At 71.1% G+C, this 19,596-nt stretch carries 17 protein-coding genes and 1 tRNA gene; 12 read left to right on the top strand and 6 right to left on the bottom strand.

Features of this window, described 5'->3' with window-relative positions:
- Positions 1-5 precede the first annotated feature (5 nt).
- Both C1A38_RS20760 and C1A38_RS20755 read right to left on the bottom strand, forming a co-directional pair.
- Positions 6-419 (bottom strand): PDGLE domain-containing protein, encoded by a 414-nt coding sequence (locus tag C1A38_RS20760; RefSeq protein ID WP_102659421.1) that lies wholly within the window; start codon positions 417-419, stop codon positions 6-8.
- Positions 416-1,132, bottom strand: a complete 717-nt coding sequence (locus C1A38_RS20755) for an energy-coupling factor ABC transporter permease (protein ID WP_102659420.1) — start codon at positions 1,130-1,132, stop codon at positions 416-418. The genes C1A38_RS20760 and C1A38_RS20755 overlap by 4 nt, the downstream gene beginning before the upstream one ends.
- Positions 1,133-1,405: 273 nt before the next feature.
- On the opposite strand from C1A38_RS20755, the gene bcp reads away from it, so the two are divergent.
- The 3 genes from bcp (at position 1,406) to C1A38_RS20740 (ending at position 2,771) form a co-directional block, all read left to right on the top strand.
- Positions 1,406-1,882, top strand: coding sequence for a thioredoxin-dependent thiol peroxidase (gene bcp, locus C1A38_RS20750; RefSeq protein WP_102659435.1), 477 nt, complete (start codon positions 1,406-1,408; stop codon positions 1,880-1,882).
- A 176-nt stretch (positions 1,883-2,058) separates the two neighbouring features.
- Positions 2,059-2,144 (top strand) — tRNA-Leu (locus C1A38_RS20745).
- Between the two features lie 69 nt (positions 2,145-2,213).
- Positions 2,214-2,771: a GNAT family N-acetyltransferase gene (locus C1A38_RS20740; protein ID WP_102659434.1), complete on the top strand. Its 558-nt coding sequence runs from the start codon at positions 2,214-2,216 to the stop codon at positions 2,769-2,771.
- A gap of 66 nt (positions 2,772-2,837) precedes the next feature.
- Here the strand turns inward: C1A38_RS20740 and C1A38_RS20735 are convergent, their stop codons facing one another.
- Genes C1A38_RS20735 through C1A38_RS20725 form a run of 3 tightly spaced genes read right to left on the bottom strand, consistent with a single transcriptional unit; the run spans position 2,838 to position 5,590 of the window.
- Entirely contained in the window at positions 2,838-3,890 is a 1,053-nt protein-coding gene (locus tag C1A38_RS20735) for an expansin EXLX1 family cellulose-binding protein (protein ID WP_233196930.1), read from the bottom strand.
- Positions 3,891-3,933: 43 nt separating this feature from the next.
- On the bottom strand, positions 3,934-4,752 hold the full coding sequence (locus C1A38_RS20730) for an MOSC domain-containing protein (RefSeq protein ID WP_102659418.1): 819 nt from the start codon (positions 4,750-4,752) through the stop codon (positions 3,934-3,936).
- A 4-nt stretch (positions 4,753-4,756) separates the two neighbouring features.
- Entirely contained in the window at positions 4,757-5,590 is an 834-nt protein-coding gene (locus C1A38_RS20725; RefSeq protein WP_102659433.1) for an O-methyltransferase, read from the bottom strand.
- Positions 5,591-5,705: 115 nt separating this feature from the next.
- Between C1A38_RS20725 and C1A38_RS20720 the strand changes: the two genes are divergently transcribed.
- The 8 genes from C1A38_RS20720 to C1A38_RS20685 all read left to right on the top strand — a co-directional run bounded on the left by C1A38_RS20720 (position 5,706) and on the right by C1A38_RS20685 (position 16,612).
- The gene (locus C1A38_RS20720; protein ID WP_233196929.1) at positions 5,706-6,776 is read left to right on the top strand and encodes an LCP family protein; all 1,071 of its coding nucleotides are present in this window, start codon (positions 5,706-5,708) and stop codon (positions 6,774-6,776) included.
- Positions 6,777-7,149: 373 nt separating this feature from the next.
- The gene (locus C1A38_RS20715) at positions 7,150-8,445 is read left to right on the top strand and encodes a sugar transferase (protein ID WP_102659431.1); all 1,296 of its coding nucleotides are present in this window, start codon (positions 7,150-7,152) and stop codon (positions 8,443-8,445) included.
- A 136-nt stretch (positions 8,446-8,581) separates the two neighbouring features.
- Positions 8,582-9,544 (top strand): glycosyltransferase family 2 protein, encoded by a 963-nt coding sequence (locus C1A38_RS20710; protein ID WP_158244926.1) that lies wholly within the window; start codon positions 8,582-8,584, stop codon positions 9,542-9,544.
- Positions 9,544-10,608, top strand: coding sequence for a glycosyltransferase (locus C1A38_RS20705; protein WP_102659416.1), 1,065 nt, complete (start codon positions 9,544-9,546; stop codon positions 10,606-10,608). Before C1A38_RS20710 ends, C1A38_RS20705 begins: the two co-directional genes overlap by 1 nt.
- Before the next feature lie 5 nt (positions 10,609-10,613).
- A complete protein-coding gene (locus C1A38_RS20700) occupies positions 10,614-11,957 on the top strand; it encodes a lipopolysaccharide biosynthesis protein (RefSeq protein WP_158244925.1) in 1,344 nt (447 codons plus the stop codon).
- A gap of 1 nt (position 11,958) precedes the next feature.
- On the top strand, positions 11,959-13,311 hold the full coding sequence (locus C1A38_RS20695; protein WP_102659414.1) for an O-antigen ligase family protein: 1,353 nt from the start codon (positions 11,959-11,961) through the stop codon (positions 13,309-13,311).
- Positions 13,298-15,421, top strand: a complete 2,124-nt coding sequence (locus C1A38_RS20690; RefSeq protein ID WP_158244924.1) for an acyltransferase family protein — start codon at positions 13,298-13,300, stop codon at positions 15,419-15,421. Before C1A38_RS20695 ends, C1A38_RS20690 begins: the two co-directional genes overlap by 14 nt.
- 57 nt (positions 15,422-15,478) lie before the next feature.
- Positions 15,479-16,612, top strand: coding sequence for a glycosyltransferase family 4 protein (locus C1A38_RS20685; RefSeq protein ID WP_102659412.1), 1,134 nt, complete (start codon positions 15,479-15,481; stop codon positions 16,610-16,612).
- A gap of 24 nt (positions 16,613-16,636) precedes the next feature.
- Here C1A38_RS20685 and C1A38_RS20680 read toward each other — a convergent pair whose 3' ends face one another.
- On the bottom strand, positions 16,637-18,577 hold the full coding sequence (locus C1A38_RS20680) for a trypsin-like peptidase domain-containing protein (RefSeq protein WP_102659411.1): 1,941 nt from the start codon (positions 18,575-18,577) through the stop codon (positions 16,637-16,639).
- A 165-nt stretch (positions 18,578-18,742) separates the two neighbouring features.
- On the opposite strand from C1A38_RS20680, the gene C1A38_RS20675 reads away from it, so the two are divergent.
- Positions 18,743-19,591 carry a MurR/RpiR family transcriptional regulator gene (locus tag C1A38_RS20675; protein ID WP_102659410.1) on the top strand — a complete coding sequence of 283 codons (849 nt, stop codon included), beginning with the start codon at positions 18,743-18,745 and terminating at the stop codon, positions 19,589-19,591.
- Positions 19,592-19,596: the final 5 nt, after the last annotated feature.

The following is a 19,596-nucleotide window of genomic DNA, read 5'->3' as shown; positions in this document are numbered from 1 at the left end:
CGGCGCTACCCCTGGCTCGACGCGGGTGTGCCCGACCGGTCCGCGTCGAGCGGTTCCTGAGTCGGGCCGACCTGTTGCGGGGTCGGGTCGGTGTCGCGCCGACGGACCAGCCAGAACGCGCCGCCGGCCAGGGCGAAGGTCAGCAGGACGCCCAGTACGCCGGACAGCCCGGTGGAGAGGACGTCGTTGTCGATGCCGGCGATGCCGTAGTCGGCGAGCGGCCCACCGATCTCGTGCTCCTTCTCCTGCTGGGCCGGGCAACTGCCGCCGGTGATCTCGCCGTCGGCGTCGACGGTGCAGCCCTCACGCAGCGAGGAGTCCAGTCCGTCCGGGTGCGGCGAGGCGAAGTTGCTGACCACGCCGGCCAGCAGCAGGGCCACCAGCAACCCGCCTGCGAGGAAACCCCAGAAACGCTTCACCGGACACCTCCGACGGCGGGGACGGACGCCGGGCTGACCGGCTTACGGGCGCGCAGCGCGTACACCAGATCGGGTCGGACCTTCGCCACGGTGACCACCGTGGTGGCGGTGATCAGGCCCTCGCCGATGCCGATGAACAGGTGGGACACGGCCATCGTCCCGGCCAGCCCGGCCAGGTTGCCGCCGAGGTCGGCGGTGCCGCCGAGCCAGTACTGCAGGACGAAGCCCATCGCCGCGACCACCACGCTTACCAGCGCGGCGACGAAGGCGGTGACGGCCAACCCGGCAGGGGTACGCGGCAGCACCCGCAGCAGCAGCGCGATCAGCAGGTACGCCACCGCGACCGCGATCACCCCCATGTTGGTGATGCTGAGCCCGAGCATGGCCACCCCGCCGTCGCCGAAGACGAGGGCCTGCACCACGAGCACCACGGCGATGCAGAGCGCGCCGACCCAGGGGCCGACAAGCATGGCGGCGAGCGCGCCACCGAGCAGGTGGCCGCTGACCCCCGCGGTGAAGATCGGGAAGTTGAGCATCTGCACGGCGAAGATGAAGGCGGCGACCAGGCCCGCCATCGGGGCCAGCCGGTCGTCCAGGTCCTGTCGTCCACGGTGGACGGCGAGCGCCAGCGCGGCCAGGGCGATCACCGCGAAGAGGGCGGCGACCGGACCGTTGATGATGCCGTTCGAGATGTGCATGGCCAGGTTTTCCACGTGACCTCCCACGGGACGGCGGGCCCACGCTCGCCGGCAGACCGAGCGTATTTCTCGCCTCACCTTGTTGCCTATAGATGGCAACAACACAGTTGTGTTAATTCCAGCGGAATGCCGAGCGTCGGGCTGTGCCCTCGGCCTGGGGGAGCCTTTGGCCCGGCCGAGCCCTCGGCCCGGCTGAGCCCGGCCTGTCGGAGGGAGCCGTTGGCCCGGCTCAGCCCGGTCGGCCTGGCGGTCGGTGAGGTCGGCGCGGCCCGGCGGTATGGTCGGGCCATGACCGCACCCGCTCGCCTCTCCCCCGGTGACCCGGCGCCCGAGTTCACCCTCCCCACCGACACCGGTGACCAGGTCACCCTGGCCGACCTGCGCGGCCGCAAAGTCATCCTGTACGCCTACCCGGCGGCGATGACCCCCGGCTGCACCAAGCAGGCCTGCGACTTCCGCGATTCGCTCGCCTCGCTCCAGGCCGCCGGCTACGAGGTGATCGGCATCTCGCCGGACAAGCCGGAGAAGCTCGCCAAGTTCCGCGAGCGCGACGCGATCACCTTCCCGTTGGCTGCCGACACCGACAAGACGGTGCTGACCGCCTACGGGGCGTACGGCGAGAAGCAGTCGTACGGCCGTACCGTCACCGGTGTGATCCGCTCGACGTTCGTGATCGACGAGGACGGCAAGATCGAGCGGGCGCTCTACAACGTCAAGGCCACCGGCCACGTCGCCAAGCTGCGTCGCGACCTCGGCCTCGACTGAGCTGGCGTGATCGACTCCAGCACGGCGCGGGGACTGGCCTAGTGTGATCGACTCCGTTACGGCGTAGTGGCGGTATCGCCCCGACCGGGAGACCGCCACTACGCCGCAACGGTGTCGATCACACCCTCGGAGGCCTCGACAGCGGGCCGGTGCGACGCCCTAGACTCTCAGTGCCGGCGGGAGTGGCGTAACGGCAGCCGCGGTAGGTTTAGGTCCTATTGTCCGAAAGGACGTGGGGGTTCGAATCCCCCCTCCCGCACCAACACCCTCTGCCCTGTCGGGCGCATCACGATCACGGGCGTCGGGCCGGCGACTTGGCGAGGATGTGCAGGTGACCCTGCGTTTCGTCCTCGACCCCGAACTCACCCCGCAACTGCGCGCCGACATCGTCGCGCTCTGGGTGGACGTCACAAACGCGGGCGGCGCGGTCGGCTTCGTGGCACCGGTCACCGCCGACAAGGTGCGGACGATCGCCGACCCGACCCTCGCGGGCATCGCCGACGGCCCAGACCGACTGCTGCTCGGGTACGACGACGACCGACTGGTCGCCATGGCGATCTTCACCGATCCACGGTTCCACCTGAAGCGGCACCTGCGGGTCCTCACCCGGGTGATGGTCCACCCGGACGTTCAGGGACGCGGTGTCGGCGACGCGCTGATGCGTACGGCCGCGCAGATCGGGCGGGACCTCGGGCTGGCGGCACTGCACGTGACGGTGCGCGACGGGCTGGGGCTGGACCGGTTCTACCGGCGACTCGGCTACCGCGAGGTGGGCCGGTGGCCCGGCGCGATCCGGGTCGCCCCCGGCGACGACCGGGACGAGATCCTGATGTGGCTCGGTCTCGGCGAGGATCAACCCCAGCAGACCACCGCGGACTCGACCCGCTGACCTGAGCGTCCGTAAGCTCGCCGACCAGCGCGGTGCGCGAGCAGGCGGCCGCGGATACGAGCGCGGTCAGGCGCAACCTCGGGGTCCCGCGTCGGGCTGGATCGACGCGAGTGCCACCGCCTCCCGGTCCGGGGCTGCGATCACCGTCGGTGAGGCTGACGCGCCCACCGGTGCCAGCGTCGACGGGGACGGGCGTGCCGACGCGCGGGCGGTCGGCTTCGGGCTGGACGAGGGCGGCCCGGGGGCGGTGGTTGAGGCAGGCGCGGTCGTCGAGGCGGGCGCGGTGGTCGAGGCGGGCGCGGTGGTCGACCCGCCCGAGGTGCCGCCGTACATCCGGACCGTGCTGCGCTGGACCTGGCCGGGGGCCATCCGGATGCCGGAGGCGGTGACCCGGTGGCCCCGGATGTCGGTGACCCGGATCTGGAACGGGCCGGGGCCGGCCCCGGAATCGATCAGCCAGTAGTTGTAGCTCTGCCGGCTCGCTGCCCGCCAGTTGCCCGAACTGCCTTGGCGTACCTCGACGGCACGCAACGGATTGCCGTGCCCAGCCACCAGGACCGCGAACCACCACTGCGACGCACCCTCCTTGATCCGGAAGGTGAGCGGGCCGGTCAGCGGCGGGTCGACGACCAGGCGGTAGCTGACGTCGACGACGCCGCGCACCGGGTCGGCGATCCGGGTGAACGCCTCCCTGGACAGGTCGAGGTGTCCGGGTGCGCACTCCGGGCACTGGTCGGCGACCATGACCCGTACGGTGCCCTTGGGCCCGGTGACGTCGAGATATCCGCCGCAGGCCGCGCCGTCGGCGTACTCGTCGGGGCCGAGTGCGACGTAGAGCCGGCCCGCAGGGGCGGTCGGATAGGAGCAGTTGCCGTCCGTACCCGTCGAGTCGTAGAAGGTCGCCTTGCCCTTGTGGAGGGTGCCGGCAGCCGGCAGGGCCAGCAAAGCTGCGGGCGGGGCGAGGGGCGCGGCGCAGGCGGGCGCGGCACCGGAACGCAGCGCCAGGGTGAGGCCGAGGACCGTGGCGACGACGACCACGGCCCCGCCTGCCAGCCAGCGACCCGTACGGGGACGGCTGGCTGTTGTCCGTGCGGCGGGGCCGTCGGTTCCGTCGGTCACGTGCACCGATGCTGCCCGACGACGGCCATATCGGACAAGTGACCTAAGCGAAAGCTAAGACGGGGTCGCCGACGCTGATCCGGCCGGACTCCAGCGGCACGAGGTTCAGCCCGAACAGCAGCTGGCGGTCGACGTTGCGGTGCCGCGCGAGGGTGCGCAGCGGCTCCCGGCCGCGTACGCCGGTCTCCTGGTCAGTGGTGGTGACCAGGCAGCGGGCCGACGGACCGGCGGCCCGGAACGCGACGCCGCCAATCCGCAGTTCCCGCCCCTCCCAGCCGTCCTCGGCCCAGGCGGGCGCCCCGTCGACGACCAGGTTGGGCCGGAACCGGGCCATCGGGACCGGGTCCGCGCCGGCCTCGGTGAGCCATTCGCCGAGGGCGGCCAGCGACGCGGTGCTGGTCAGCAGCACCGGGTACGCGTCGGCGAAGCTGACCTGGTCGCCCGGGTCGTGCTTCTTGCGGCCCGGTTCGATGTGCCGGGCCGGCTCGGCCAGCCAGACCAGACGGACCGGCCGGTCGAGCACCTGACCGAGCCAGGCGTCGGCGGTCGGGCCGGCGGGCAACGCGTCGACCCGCAGCACCCGGCGGCGGAACGTGCGCACCTGCACCGGAGGGACGCCGGCCGGCTCCGGGACCAGCAGGTCCGGGTGACCGGCGGCGCTCAGCCGCAGGCCACCGGCTTCGGGGCGGGCGTGCACCCGGACCAGCGCGGTGGTGTCCCGCTGGGTCACTCCGACACCGTCGGCGTCGACAAGCATCCACCGCCGGTCGCCGTCGAGCCCCCACGGCCGCACCTCGGACTCGTCGTGGGTCAGACCGCGACAGCCCTTGACCGGGTACGTGTTGATCTCACTGAGCCGCACCCGGTCACCATGCCACGCCGATGCCGTCCCCCGGGTACCAGTGGTTCGCCGGGGTCTCCCGGTAGGCGAGGAACTTCCGGCCGGTGCGCTCGGCGTGCCGGGCCAGCACGTTGGTGTGGGTGACGTTGTCGGTGAGCAGCATCGCCCCGGGGGCCAGCTTCGGCTCGACTGCCTCGAACTCGCGCTTCTCGTACGACCGGCTGTGGTCGCTGTCGTGCAGGAACAGGTCGACCGGCTTGTCCAACGCGCTTATCGACTCGACCGAGTCACCGATGACCAGGTCGATCACCTCGGACCAGGGCGCGACCCGGGCGAGGTAGCCGGCCTCGGGGTTGATGTCGATGGAACTGACCCGGCCGGGGTGGCCCTCGGCGGCGTTGCGCAACAGGGCGGCGGCCAGGACGCAGCTGCCCAGTCCCTTGTCGACACCGGTCTCCACGATGTGCGCGGGTCGGCGGGCGCGCACGATGGCGTACCACCCGATGCGCCGGGCGTACCGGACCTGCTTGTCGGCCAGGCCACGGCGCGCGGCGCTGCCGATGGTGGCGGCGATGTGCTGGCGCAGCGCGTCGTCCGACTCGATCTCGTCCAGGTACCCGCGGACCTGCGCGACCGGCATGTCACACACCACGCTCACGAACCAGGCCAGGTGGCTACGGCTGAGCTTGGTCAGCTCGTACGTGTAGTTGTGGTGTTCGCGGGAGGCGAGCAGCCATCGGGCCGAGGTGCGCAGCACCTTGGCGTCGTGGCGGGCCACCGTGACCAGCCGCTTCGGGAAAGCGGCAACGGGGGCGAGACGGGTCCGGGCGATGGCCCGACGCAGCTTGACGGCATCCACTTGTGGGTTGTACCAGACCAGCCGAAACATTGGGGTAACACGATGACCGGCGGGCGGCTCGATTCCCGACATGCGGGGGCAGCCCGCATAAGTGAAGTTCAGTAGCATCGCGCCCATGTCGAGTGGAGAGCAGGCCGGGACGGTCGTCCCGGAGCAGACACTGCCGGCGGGGGACACCGACGGGTCGGAGACAACGGCGGACCCCACGGCGAAGAAGCCGCGCCGACGGTGGCTGCGGATCACGCTGATCAGCGTGCTGGTGTTGGCACTGGTCGGGGTCGGCGCAGTGGTGGCGGCCGGCTTCTATCTCAAGTCGGTCGAGTCGGACATCGAGCGGCTCGACGCGTTCGACGGCATACCCGAGGAGACCCGGCCCGAGGTCGTCGAAGCGGGTGCCCTGAACATGCTGATCCTCGGTAGCGACTCGCGCGATCCGGAGAGCACCGGCGGTTCCCGCGCGGACACCATCATCCTGGCGCACGTGCCGAAGGACCGTTCCGGCGCGCAACTCGTCTCCATCCCCCGGGACACCTGGGTCTCGATCCCGCGCACCAAGGAAGGGCGTGGCGGGCGCGACGCGAAGATCAACGCCGCGTACGCCTGGGGTGGCCTGCCGCTGATGGTGCAGACCGTGGAGCAGTACACCAAGGTCCGGATCGACCATGTGCTGATGGTGGACTTCGCCGGGTTCACCGAGATCATCGACGCTCTCGGTGGCATCGAGGTCAACTCGGAGAAGAAGTTCACCTCGATCCACCCACCCTTCCGCACCTTCGAGCAGGGCAGACAGCGGATGGACGGGGCAACCGCGCTGGACTTTTCCCGCCAACGCAAGCAGTTCGCCGACGGCGACTTCACCCGGATCAAGCATCAGCAGCAGGTCATCAAGGCAATTCTGGACAAAGCCGCCTCAGGTGGGATTCTGACAAATCCCAGCAATCTCAATTCCTTCGTCCGCGCCACCTCCAGCGCCGTATCCGTCGACAAGAAGATGTCCCTTGTCGACATGGCAATGGACCTGCGAGGCCTGCGCGGCAACGATCTGACCTTCATGACCAATCCAACAAAGGGGACCGGACGAGTCGGCAGCGAGAGCGTCGTCTTCGACGATTCGGACAAAGCGGCGGACTTCTACGACGCCGTTCGGCGGGACGCGGTCAAGGAAATTCTCAGCCTAGGCAAATAAGGCATGAATTGTCCCGGCGGCTCTGGCGTCTGTCGCCGGAGCCGCCGTATCCTGCGTTCGCTCCGGTGACCCTTCAGGCGTCAACGGATGTCACTCCACGGGGGAGGGTCCACACATGTCGAGGCAACCTGTCATGGGTTTCCCGGCCACCATCGCACCCGGCGAGGACGGGGCACCGCGCCTGAAGCACCGATCGGAGTCGACGGAGACGGACGACGACGACGCGGAGCCTCCGCACAAGAGCCCCGCCTTCGAGACCGGATCGACACCTGCGGAGAACGGCGACACGGCGCGCCCCGGCCTGGACGCGACGGCGGTACTCCCCTACCCCGGCTCCCGCACCTCGACCCGCACCCGAGGCCTGCGCGCCTGGATGTTGACGGCACCCGTCGACGTCGCCGCACTGTTGTCGCCGTTGCTGATCGACCAGCAGTACTGGCGCGGCACCCTGGTCATGACCACCCTGACGGTGGCCATCTTCGCCGCCGGCGGGCTCTACCAGGCCCGCCGGCACGTGAGCATCCTCGATGAGATCCCGAGCCTCTGCGGCCGGTTGCTGGCCGCCGCGGCGATCGTCGTCATCATCGCCGCGCTGCGCCACGACTCGCCGGAATACCTCGTCGAGTTCATCCGCGGCATAGCGGTGGCCGCCGTCCTCGTGCTCGCCGGTCGCCTGCTCACCCGGGAGATCGCCACGCTGGCCCGCCGGCAACGGTGGGTGGAACACAACGCCATCGTCATCGGCAGCGGCCCGACCGCCGTGGAGTTGGCCCGACTCCTGCGCCGCTATCCCCGGTACGGCCTGCGGTTCGTCGGCCACGTCGACAGTCCTTCGGCGACGGCCACGGCCACCACACCGCTGATCGGCACGCTCGACCAACTCGAATACCTGGTCCGGCTGACCGAGTGCGATGTGCTGATCATCGCCGATCCGGAGTGCCCCGAACTGGTGCTGATGGAGATCCTCCGCCACCCGAAGGTCGCCACCTGCGACCTGTGGGCGGCACCCCGACTCTGGGGGTCCCGGTCGCACGGTGACCACATCGGCGCCATCCCGATCGTCAAGGTCGGTGACACGACGCTGTCGGGACCACACTGGGCACTCAAACGCACCTCGGACGTGATCTTCGCTGCGACGGCGTTGCTGCTGCTCAGCCCGATCCTGCTGCTCTGCGCGGGGCTGGCGTTCCTCGACGGTGGCCGGGGGATCTTCTTCCGCCAGGAACGCATCGGTCGGCACGGCAAGCCCTTCGACATCATCAAGTTCCGCACCATGCGGCCGCTCAACGAGCACGAATCCCAGACGAACTGGTCGATCGCGCACGACCGGCGGGTCTCGCCCATCGGTCGTTTCCTGCGGCGCACCTCGCTGGACGAGCTGCCCCAGCTGTGGAACATCCTCAAGGGCGACATGAGCGTCGTCGGGCCGCGGCCCGAGCGGCCGTACTTCGTCGAGAAGTTCTCCGCCGAGTACCCGAGCTACGCCATGCGCCACCGGGTGCCGGTCGGGCTGACGGGTTTGGCCCAGGTCAGCGGCCTACGCGGGGACACCCCGATCTCCGACCGGGCCCGGTTCGACAACTACTACATCGAGAACTGGTCACTGTGGCTGGACGCCAAGGTGCTCCTGCGGACCGTGGCCGAGGTGTTCCGCGGCGGTGGCCGCTGATCGACCGGTCAGCGCCCGGGTTCGGGTGGGCGGTAGGCTCCGCTCCGGTCGGCTTCGGGACATGCGCATCGACGGTCCTCGCCGTACGCGCCGCCACTCGGCATGGTGGCGCCCAGCCCAATTCTTGGAGAATCCGATGCCGGACGTTTCGGTGGTCATCCCGACGACGGGTCGCCCCAGTCTCGCGGAGGCGGTCGCCACGGCCCGCGCCCAGCAGGGTGTGTCCGTGCACCTGGTGGTGGTCTGCGACCTGGCCGAGGTGCCGGCCGGTGTGACGGAGCTGCGCGACCAGATCGACGAGATCGTCTGCACCGGCGGCGGTCGGCGCGGCTCGTACGCACGCAACCTCGGCGTCCAGCACGCCGCGCCGGGCAGCCACATCGCCTTTCTGGACGACGACGACGCCTGGCTGCCGCACAAGCTCGCGACCCAGCTGCCGGTCCTGGAACGGCTGGCCGGCGAGGGCTGGCTGCCCGTGGTGTCCTCCCGCACGCTGCAACGAAAGGCGGGGAGCAGCCCGCTGCCGACCGCCGTACCGACCACGCTGATCACCGACGGTGCGCTGCCGGAGGACTACCTGTTTCGGCGGCGGCACCTCGGGGTCGGTCGCCAGTCGCTGCCCACCTCGACGCTGCTGACCACCGCCGACCTCGCCCGGCAGTGCCCGTGGGACGAAACGCTCCCCCGGCACCAGGACTGGGACTGGCTCGTCCGGGCCGCCCGGATCCCGCGAGCGAAGATCGTGCAGATCGAGGAGGCCACCGCCATCTACACGGTGGGCAGCCCGGGATCGATCTCGGCCAGCGCGGACTGGCGTACCTCCTGGGACTGGGCGCAACGCTGGGAGGGAGTGTGGGCACCGGAGACGTTCTCCGACTTCATCGCCGCCCAGACGCTGCGCTACGCGGTGCAGGCCCGCGACCGCGAGGGCGTACGCGAGATGGTGCGGGCCATCCGCCGTAACCGTCCCCCGTCGGCCCGCAACGCCGTCCTCGCGGCGCTCGGGCTGGTGCCCCGGTCGGCGCTGGAGCGGGTGGCGATGCGCGGCTCACGGACCACGGGCGGCACCGACCCGCTCCAGGCCGACGGGACCCGTTGATGCGCGTGCACTTCGTGCTTGCCCAACTGGAGCCGCTCTACGGCATGGAACGTGCCGCCGTGCTGCTGATGCGGGCCTTGCAGGACCAGGGCGTCGAGGTCTCGGCGACCGTGCTGTCCCGCTCGGTCCCACCCGGCCTGGACGACCTAACAGTCGACACCCTCGGGCTGGGTACCCGGATCACCCGCCTGCTGGAGGCGGTCCCGCCGCTGCGGCGTCGGCTGCGGAGCCTGCCGGCGGACGTCCGGATCGTGGCGAGCGGCCTGTGGGCCAGCCTGCCGGTCGGTGCCGCCCTGGCCGGTTCCGGTCGTAGCTTCGTCGGCTGGGAACATTCGCTGCTGCCGGAACGGCTGCGCTTAGATCGCCGGGTCCGCACGCTCGCCCGGCTGGCCCGGACCAACGGACTCCGGCCGCATCTGGTGGTCGCCGTCTCCGACGGGGTGGCGCGCACCGTACGGCAACTCGCTCCGGGGCAGCCGGTGCTGACCATTCCCAACGTGCTGCCGCCCACGCCGTTCGTGCCGCCCCGCGAGGTCGCCGACCGCGAGCGGATCAAGCTCGTCACCGCCGGCGCGTTCCGCCCGATCAAGAATCACCTCGGTGCGCTCGAAGCCCTGGCGCTGTTACCCACGCACTACCACCTGACCCTCGCCGGCGACGGCGCGGAGCGTGAACTCCTGCACGAGCGGGCGTCCGCGCTCGGGCTGACCGGGCGCACCACCTTCCTGGGTCGGGTGCCGCAGGTGGCGGGGCTGCTCGCGGAGGCGGATGTGCTGGTGCACCCGTCCCGTGCCGAGACGTTCGGTTTCAGCCTCCTGGAGGCCGCCGAGGCCGGGCTGCCCGTCGCCGCCCTGCCGGTACCGGCCGTGGACGAGATGATCCCGACGTTCGTGCCGGGCATCCTGGCCCGGGACACCTCACCGGCCGCGCTCGCCGACGCGGTCGTACGCCTGACCGGCGACCAGCGGCCCACCGTCACGGACTTCGAGAAGGCGTGGCACAACCGGCGCACGACACTGGATCCGGCCGAGGTGGGCCGCCGATGGGTGGAGGCCCTGAGGTGACGGCCGTGGCAGGACAGGCGGACGGGTCCACGCCCGACGAGCGTACGCAGGGGTCGGACCCGCGCCGGTCGTCCGGTCACGGCGACAGCTTCCTGCGCAAGTTCGGCAAGTTCTTCACCGGCAACCTGCTGCGTACCCTCGCCCAGGGCGTGCTGTTCGTGTTGCTGGCCCGGGAAATGCCGATCGACACCTACGGCCTGTTCGTCGGTGTCACGGCCCTCATCGCGGTGGTGTCGCCCTTCGCGTCGGCCGGCGCGCCGAGCCTGATCATCCAGAACTACGCCGACTCGCCGGCCGACTGGCCCCGCCACCTGTGCCGTGGCCTGTTCCTGTCGACGGTCTTCGGCGGCGCGGCCACCGTGTTGGTCAGCGCCGCCGGCCTGGCGATCTGGGGCGCGCAGATCGGCCTGGTCGACCTGCTCTGTCTCGCCTTCGGGGACCTGGTCGCCTGGCGGCTCATCGAAGCCGTGGCCGCCTCGTTCCATGTCCGTGGCCGGATCATGCTGGCTGCCCTCATTCCCGCCCTGCTGCATGTCTGTCGACTGGCCGGAGCAGCGGTGCTGGCCCTCTCGGACGAGCCGGTCACGCTGCACGGCTGGGCCACCACGTCCGTGGTGATCTCCGTGGTCGTGTGCCTGCCGGTGCTCCTGGCCGGGCTCAGTGGTGCCGCCGTCGCGTCCCTCGGCGTCGGGGGTGCGATGCGGCAGGCCCGCACCGGGATGTTGTTCGCGGTCGGTCTCTCCGCCCAGTCGGTGTACAACGACAGCGACAAGGTCATGCTGTCCCGCCTGGGCACCCCGGAAAGCGCCGCGATCTACGCCGCGGCCTACCGCGTGGTGGATCTCGCGTACACCCCCGCCCGGACCATGGGCGCGGTGGCCTACCCCGGGTTCTTCGAGGCGGGGCGCAACGGCCCCCGGGAAGCGCTGCGCATGGCCCGTCGGTTGGTGCCGCGCTTCCTGGCCTTCAGCGTGCCGGTGAGCCTGCTGCTTGTCGCGTTCGCCTGGATGATGCCGCTGGTCTTCGGGCCCGACTTCGAGGCGGCCATTCCGGCACTCCAGGGGCTGAGCGCGCTGCTGGTGCTGAAGTCGCTGCACTACCTTGCCGCCGACGCGCTCTCCGGGGCGCGGATGCAGGGCCGGCGGACGATCTGTCAGATCGGCATCGGCGTACTCAACGCGCTGCTGAACCTGTGGCTCATCCCGGTCTACGGGTGGCAGGGTGCGGTGGTGTCCAGCCTGGTCTGCGACGCGCTGCTCGCCGTACTGCTCTGGGGTTGTCTCGCCGCCGCCGTCCGCCGCGACCGGGCCGGCGCACCTCCTTCGCCGCATTCCATGGAAAGGGTCTGAGGTGACCACACTTTTCGCCGTCCTGCTCAGCGCGGGTGGCCTCGTGGCGGCCGGTTGGCTGGTCCACGCGCGTCGGGCCGTCGTGGCCGCCTTCGGCAGCGGCGCGAACGCCGTCGCATTCCTCGGGTTCGTGGTGCTGGCGAACGCCGCGCCCGCGATCGCCGGTGAGCACTCGTCGGCGCTCATCGGCCTGCTGGTGCTCGCGCTTGTCGCCTGGCTGGTGGCCGTCGGCCGGCGGCGGCTGTGGGCGCCGCCCGAGTTCTGGCGGCGGATCTGCCTGGGGCTGGCCGCAGCACTGCTCGTCTGGTGCCTGGGCGTGGACCTCCTCTCCGGTGACGGCGTGTACGGGTCGAGGATGCCGGCCTACGCCACCGCAGGTCTGCTCCTGGTCGCGGCCTGGCTGATGGCGGCCGGCACCGCGGTGAGCCTGCGCGCGATGGCGTACGCCGGGCTGGCCGTCCTGTCGGTGCTGACCATCCCGACCGCCGTCTACGGACAGGCGTGGCGGGCCTGCACCGGCGGGCAGTTGGAGAAGTGCTCGGTCGCGGGGGCACTGTTCAAGAGCTTCTACAACTCCGAGAACTACGTCGCCCTGATCGCCTCGTTCACCGTGGTCGCCGCCTTCTGTGCGCTACGTCGGGCGGAGCGGGTGGCGGTGCTGGCGTTCGGTCTGCTGATCATCGTCGCCACCGGGTCCCGGACCAGCTATCTCGCGCTCGCCGCGGCGGGCGTGTGGGTGCTGGGTGCCATGCTGCTGCAACGGCGTCGGCCGTACCCGCACATCAACCTCGCCCTCTGCGCGGCGATGGTCGTCGGGGCCGCCGCAACGGCGACCTATCTGACCTGGAGCGCGTCCCGCACCACGCTGAGCAACCGGGGCAACATCTGGGTCCACGTGCGGGAGTACATCGCCGGGTCGGAGGCCACCGGCGTCGGCGTCTCGAAGTGGTACTACCTGCGGGACATCGGCGAGGCGCCGTACCACTTCTTCCACTCCGGTTACGTACTGGCGATCTTCTCCGGTGGTTTCGTCGGCCTGGCGCTGTTGACGTTCCTGCTGGCCGCGCTGCTGCGCGCGCCGGTCGTCGACGGTCGGGCGTTCACCGCCAAGGCCCCGGTGGCGCTCTTCATCGTCTACTCGTTCACCGAGGTGGTCTGGAACCCGCTCTCCGTCGACGGACTGACCTGGATCTTCGTCCTGATGGTCCTGATCACGTCCACGGCCGGGCCGACGGATTCCACCCCGGTCGCCGCCTCGGCAGCCGGCGCCGGCCGGGCGGCACCGCTGGCCCGGCTGCGCCGGACAGCCGCTCGACCGCCCATCGGCCATGCCACGCCTGATGCGCGAGACTGACCGGGCCACGTCAATCCGTACGGTGCCGGGCGACCCTTTCGTCGCCCGGCAACCCACCGCTGCACGGCCGAGGTTCCGTCCGGACATTCAGGGGTTACGGGCCTTCGCGGTCGTGGTGGTGGTCCTTGAGCACGTCTTCGGCCGGCCCGCCGGCGGGTTCGTCGGCGTCGACGTCTTCTTCGTGATCTCCGGCTTCCTGATCACCGGCCTCCTGCTCGACGAGCACGACCGCACCGGTCGGATCTCCTTCGCGAACTTCTACCGTCGGCGGGCGCGGCGCATCCTGCCGTTGGCGATGCTGGTTCTCGGCTGCACCTTCCTCGCCTCGTCGCTGCTGTTCATCGGCGAGCGGGTCAGGTGGACGGCCTGGGACACCATCTGGTCCGCCCTGTTCGCCGCCAACTGGCGATTCGCCTCCACCGGTGCGGACTACTGGCAGACCGACGGCCCGGTCTCGCCGCTGCGGCACTACTGGTCGCTGTCGGTCGAGGAGCAGTTCTACCTCGTCTGGCCGGTGCTGCTGGTGGTGGTGCTGGGCCTGGCCGCACGCCGGGGCCGGTACGGCAGCAGTGCCCGGTGGGTGACGGGTCCGGTGCTCGTCGCGGTCGTGCTGGGCTCGGTGTTGTTCGCGCTCTGGGAGGTCGAGCATCGCCCGACGGTTGCGTACTTCTCGACCTTCTCCCGGGCCTGGGAACTGGGTGTCGGCGCCCTGCTCGCGGTGCTGGCACCGCTGTTGGCCCGGATACCGGCTCCGGCCCGCCCGGCGTACCAGTGGCTGGGCCTGACCGGCCTGGTCGTCTCGGTGCTCGCCATCACCGCCGAGTCGCCCTTCCCGGTGCCAGGTGCCCTGCTGGCGGTGATCTCGACCGGGCTGGTCATCGCCGGGGGTGTCGGAGGGCAGCGTCTGATGTTCCCGCTGACCAACCGGGTGCTCCGGTACGTCGGCGACATCTCCTACTCGCTCTACCTGTGGCACTTTCCGCTGCTCATCCTGATCGGCGCGGTGATCCCCGCAGGCGGGACGGCCGTCGCGGTCCTCACGCTCGGCGGCACCGTCCTGCTCTCGGTGCTCTCGTACCACTTCGTGGAGGATCCGGTTCGTCGGTCGGCCTGGCTGGAGCGACGGCAGCCGGGGACACCCACCCGGCGGACCAGGGCTACGGTGGTTCGTCGGTACGCCGCGCCGGTGGCGGTGCTCAGCCTGGTGGTCACGGTCGTGGTGACGGCGACCCGCCCGCCTGCGCCGCAGCCGCCGGAGACCGTGGCGATCACCTCTCAGGACGAGTTGACGGCGCAGATCGCCACCGCGTTGGCCGCCGGCGACTGGCCGGTGCTGACTCCTCCCCCGGGTGAACTGGGCAGCCTGCGCTTCACCGACGGGGACGGGCAGGGCTGCCGGCCGGCGATCCGGGACGGCAACGACTGCGCCGTCACGGGCCCCCGCCCGCGCAGGTTGGCCGTGGTCGTCGGCGACTCCATCGCCAGCGCCTGGCTGCCGCTGGTGCGCCGGTCCCTGGAGCCGGCGGGGTGGATGGTCCAGGACCTGACGTACGCCGGTTGCCCGTTCCTCGCCGCCGACACCGTCTCGCCGATCGAGCGCATCACCCGAGCCTGCCCGGGGCATCGGCGGACGGTACGGGCGTTCATCGAGGACCGGCGGCCGGATCTGGTGGTGGTGAGCAACGCCTACCACCAACGGTTCGCCGACGTCGGCGGCCGCCCGTCGCTGCCGGACTGGGAACGGGCCGCCCACCTCGCCCGGGAGCAGTGGCTCGCCAGCGCGGCGAAGGTCATCGCCCTGCAACCGCCACCGTCCGGTAAGGATCCGAAGAGCTGCATCACCCGGCTCTCCACCCCCGAGGACTGCGTGTCGCGGCTCGACGCCGAATACCGGTCGTACGCCGAGGCCGACCGGCGGGTCTGGGGCGGGCAGGGCACCTGGCACATCGCCACCACGGACTGGTTCTGTCAGGCCGGTCGCTGCCCGATCTTCGTCGGCGGCGTCGTCGTGCGACGCGACGGCAACCATGTCACGGCCGAGTACGCCCGCAAGTTGACACCGCTGTTCGACGAGGCGCTGGCACCGGTTCTCGGCGAACCCGAGGACTAGCACGAGGCGACCGCCCGCGCCCGCACCCATCGGCGGCGCTACGGCAGAATCCCCGCCATGAGAATCGCTGTGTCCGCCGTCGAAGGACGCGCCGACGACGTCCACACCTGGTCGGGGATCCCGGCCAACGTGGTCCGGACGATGCGCGACCTGGACGTCGATCATGTGGTGCTCGATGAGCCGTCGCCCCTGCTCGTACGCTCCGGCAAGCTCGTCGCGGCGGCCTCCAAGCGGGCGGGACACAAGCTGAACTGGGAGGTGGAGCCCCGGCTGGTGCGCCACCTGACCCGGCAGATCCAGGCGCAGGCCCGCCAGGCGAACGCCGATCTGCTGCTGCTGCTCGGTTGGCACACCCTCGGTGTCGAGCCCGGTGACGTCCCGGCGGTGATCTGGACCGACGCCACCTACGCCCAGCGGGTGGAGCGGGCACCCCACTGGCAGCACCTCTCCGGCCGCACCCGGGGCCAGGTCGAACCGGTCGAGGGTGAGTCGCTGCGCCAGATGGCGGCAGTGGTCATGTCGTCGACAGTCGCGTACGAGGACGCCGCCACCCGGTACCGGGTCGACCCGTCCCGGCTGCACCGCATCGGGTTCGGCGCCAACCTGACCGCGACCGCGGCGGGACCGCGCTCGCGCATCGGCGACCCACCACGGCTGCTGACCGTGGGGGTGAAGTGGGAACGCAAGGGTGTGGACCGCTCGGTGCTGATCGCCGACGAGTTGCACCGCCGGGGAATCCCGGTACAGCTCGACGTGGTCGGCGTACAGCCACCGGACGACTCGTGGCGACGTGACCATGTCACCTACCACGGTTTCCTGCACCAGGACCGCGAGGCGGACCGGAACCGGCTGCAACGGCTCTACGCGGATGCCGACCTGTTCCTGCTACCGACCCGCAACGAGCCGTTCGGCATCGTGTTCGCCGAGGCCGCCGCGTACGCTCTGCCGTCGCTGGGCAGTGCGGTCGACGGCGTACCGGACGTCGTGCAGCATGACCGCAGCGGGATCCTCCTGCCGGTCGACGCCACCGCACAGCAGTACGCCGACGAGATCGCCGCCCTGCTCGCCACGCCGGATCGCTACGCCGACCTCAGCCTCGGTGCGCTCACCCACTACCGGTCGTCGCTGACCTGGGACAGCGCAGTGCGTCGGGTACTCGACGTGTGCGAGATCGCGGTCAAGCAGGACTGACCGGATCGTCGACGGCCGGGCCGCCTACCGGTTCGGCCGTCGGCGAGACCAGATCAGCACCCCGAGCCCGGCCAGGAAGGCGACGCCGGCGACGACGAGTACCGGCACCGCCCAACCGGGCCGCCCGGAGGTGTCGCCCCCGGCGGCGACGGCCGCCTCGCGGTACGCCGTCGCCAACGCGTTGCGGGGGGACTGCTCCGCGGCCTGGGCGAACTGCCGGGCCGCCTTCGCCTCGTCACCGCCGAAGTAGGTCTCCAGAGCGCTGCGGTAGGTCTGGTCCGGCTCGCCGAGTTGGTTCTCCACACCGGCCGCGTCGAGCAGCTTGGTCATCCGCGACACCGGTACCACGAGACGGTTCGGCCGTTCGGGCGCCAGCAGGTCGTTGTCCAGCATCCCGACCACCCGCCCCTGCGGGTCGATTGCGATCCCGCCACGTGAGTACCCCCCGATGTCCGCGCTGATCCGGTAGACCGAGGACTCGATGTCCACCTCGGTCACCTCGACCGGCGCGGAACGCACGGTGTAGGTGGCGGAGCGGTATTCCGCGTCGGTGGTGGCGTAGCCGAGTACGTGCAGCGCCGTCCCCGCAGCGATGGTGGCGGAGGGGTTCAGTTCGGCGACCGGAAGGCCGGCCTGGTTGAGTTTGACAAGCGCGAGGTTGCCTTCCTCCAGGGTGAACGTCCGCACGACGCTGCCCGCAATCGCCGGGTCGTCCTTGAGGTCGCCCTGGGACACGTTCAGCTGTCCGTGCAGGGTGACAGCCGGCTCGGTGCCGGCATCCGGGCCGGTGAAGGCGCTGCTCGCCAGACGGCCTCGCACATATCCGCCGACCTCGCCGGCCTTCAGCTTGCCGTCGGCGACCAGGGTGTCGGCCAGCGAGCCGAGCGCGTGTTCGAGCAGGATGCCCACAGTGGGCGCCACGCACTGGCCGTTGGTGAGCAGATGCCCGTCACGGTTGATTACGACACCGGTGCAGCGACGGCTGAAGGTGAAGGGTTCGGCGTGCAGCAGGGCGTTGTCCTGCTTGTTCCGGACGTAGCCGGTGAAGATGGCCTCGAGGAACACCATGGCCGGCGCGGCGGTGGCGAGGGCGTGCTCGGCGGGGCTGCGGGGCGTGGCCTCCGCCCAGGGCTTGAGCCCTGGCTGGGGTGGGGTGTCGTTCGGTGCGGTGGTCACGGGCGGGGTGTCGGTGTCGCCCGCCGAGATGGCCCAGATGCCGGCGCCTCCGCCGATGGCGGCGACCAGCAGCAGTGCGGCGATGGCGATCCAGAGGCCGCCCTGGCGCTTGCGGGAGGTCGACGGTTGGATCCGGCGGGCCGGCGAGCTGAACGGGTCGTGCCGCAGCGGATCGTCGACGGTGGGGCCGAAGCCGGGCGAGGCCGGCGCGCCCGAGACCGGGTCCGAGTAGACCGGCTGTGCGGATACCGGCCCGGCCGGCTGGGGCGCCGCGAACACCGGCTGCGGCGGACCCGAGACCGCCTGCGGCGGACCGGAAACCGACTGCGGCGGGCCGGACGCGGGCTGCGGAGCACCGGAGACGGGCTGCGGGACCCCGGAAACCGGCTGCGGGAGGCCGGAGACAGGCTGCGGCACGCCGGAAACCGGATGGGGAACGCCGGAGACGGGCGGGGACACCGCCGGTGGGGCGGCGGTGGGCACGGGCTGGTACGCGACGCCGAGCGCCTGGAACAGCTTCTCCGCCGCCGGGCCGGCCTCCGGGCCGTACGCGACCCACGGGGCGGCCGCCGAGAAGTCGGCGTACACGAAGGGGGTTCCGCCGGGGGTCTGGGCGAGGTGGTTGACGATCCCGGCGAAGGCCTCCCGCCAGCCGGGGGCGGCGGCCACAGTGGCGTCCAGGACGGCGACGGTCACGAACCGGCCCTGCTGGTCGAGGGCCGCCCATGCTTTGCCGACCGGCGATCCACCCAGCAGATGGGTGTACCGGTAGGGGCCGTCCGGTTGCATGGCAACTCCTCTGCTCAACCGCCGTGCGGATCCTACCGAGCCATCGCACGTCAGCCTGGCCGCCGGTGACCGCACCCAGGGACATCGCCACGAATACGCAGCTCACCGGCGGGCAATGAGTTCGACCACTTGCCTGCTGAAAGTTTTGATGCATACAGTCTCGGAATGAATGAAGGGGCTGCCATGGCGCCGACCGAGCGGGTGGTCGGCCTGTTCGACGGCGTCCGACTCACCCCGACCCAGCGACGCATCGCGCACTGCCTGGTGCAGCACGCCCCCGCCGTCGGCTACCTCTCCGCCGCCGAGGTCGCCGAGTTGGCCGGCGTCAGCCAGCCGTCGGTCACCCGCTTCGCCGTCGCGCTGGGCCACGACGGTTATCCCGCGCTGCGTCGGCGGCTGCGCGAACTCACCGCCGCCGCGCCCGGTCCGGCCACCGCCGGCAACGAACTCCAACAGGCGGTACGCGCCGAGATCGGCAACCTGGACCGGCTCGCCGAGCAGCTCACCGACCGGGAACGGTTGGCCGAGACCGGTCGACTCCTGGCCGCCAGTCGCCCCCTGCCGGTGCTCGGCCTGCGGGCCGCCGCCCCGCTGGCCGCGTACTTCGCGTACTTCGCCGCGAAGGTGCACCCGGACGTGCGGGTGCTCGACGACGGGGGCAGCCTGCTCACCGACCGCATCGAACAGGCCGCCGAGGCCGGGGCGAGCGCCCTGCTGGCCCTGGTGCTGCCCCGCTATCCCCGGGAGACCCTGGACGCGTTGCGCGAGGCGCGCGCCGCCGGGCTCACCGTCGTCGCGATCACCGACTCGCCGGTCAGCCCGGCGGCCGAACTCGCCGATGTGGTGCTGCCCGCCGCGGTCGGCACCCAGCTCGTGTTCGACCTGCACACCGCCCCGATGACCCTGGCCATGGTGCTGCTCCAGGCGATCTGCGACGCCGCCCCGGCCGAAACCCAACGGCGGTTGGAGGCGTTCGAAGCCTCCGCCGCCCGTCGCCAGTTGTTCCTCGGTTAGGAGGA

The sequence above is a fragment of the Verrucosispora sp. ts21 genome (genome assembly GCF_002879555.1).
Classification (GTDB): Bacteria; Actinomycetota; Actinomycetes; order Mycobacteriales; family Micromonosporaceae; genus Micromonospora; species Micromonospora gifhornensis.
Note: the sequence above shows the minus strand (reverse complement) of the source record. Positions and strands in the feature narration are given on the sequence as shown.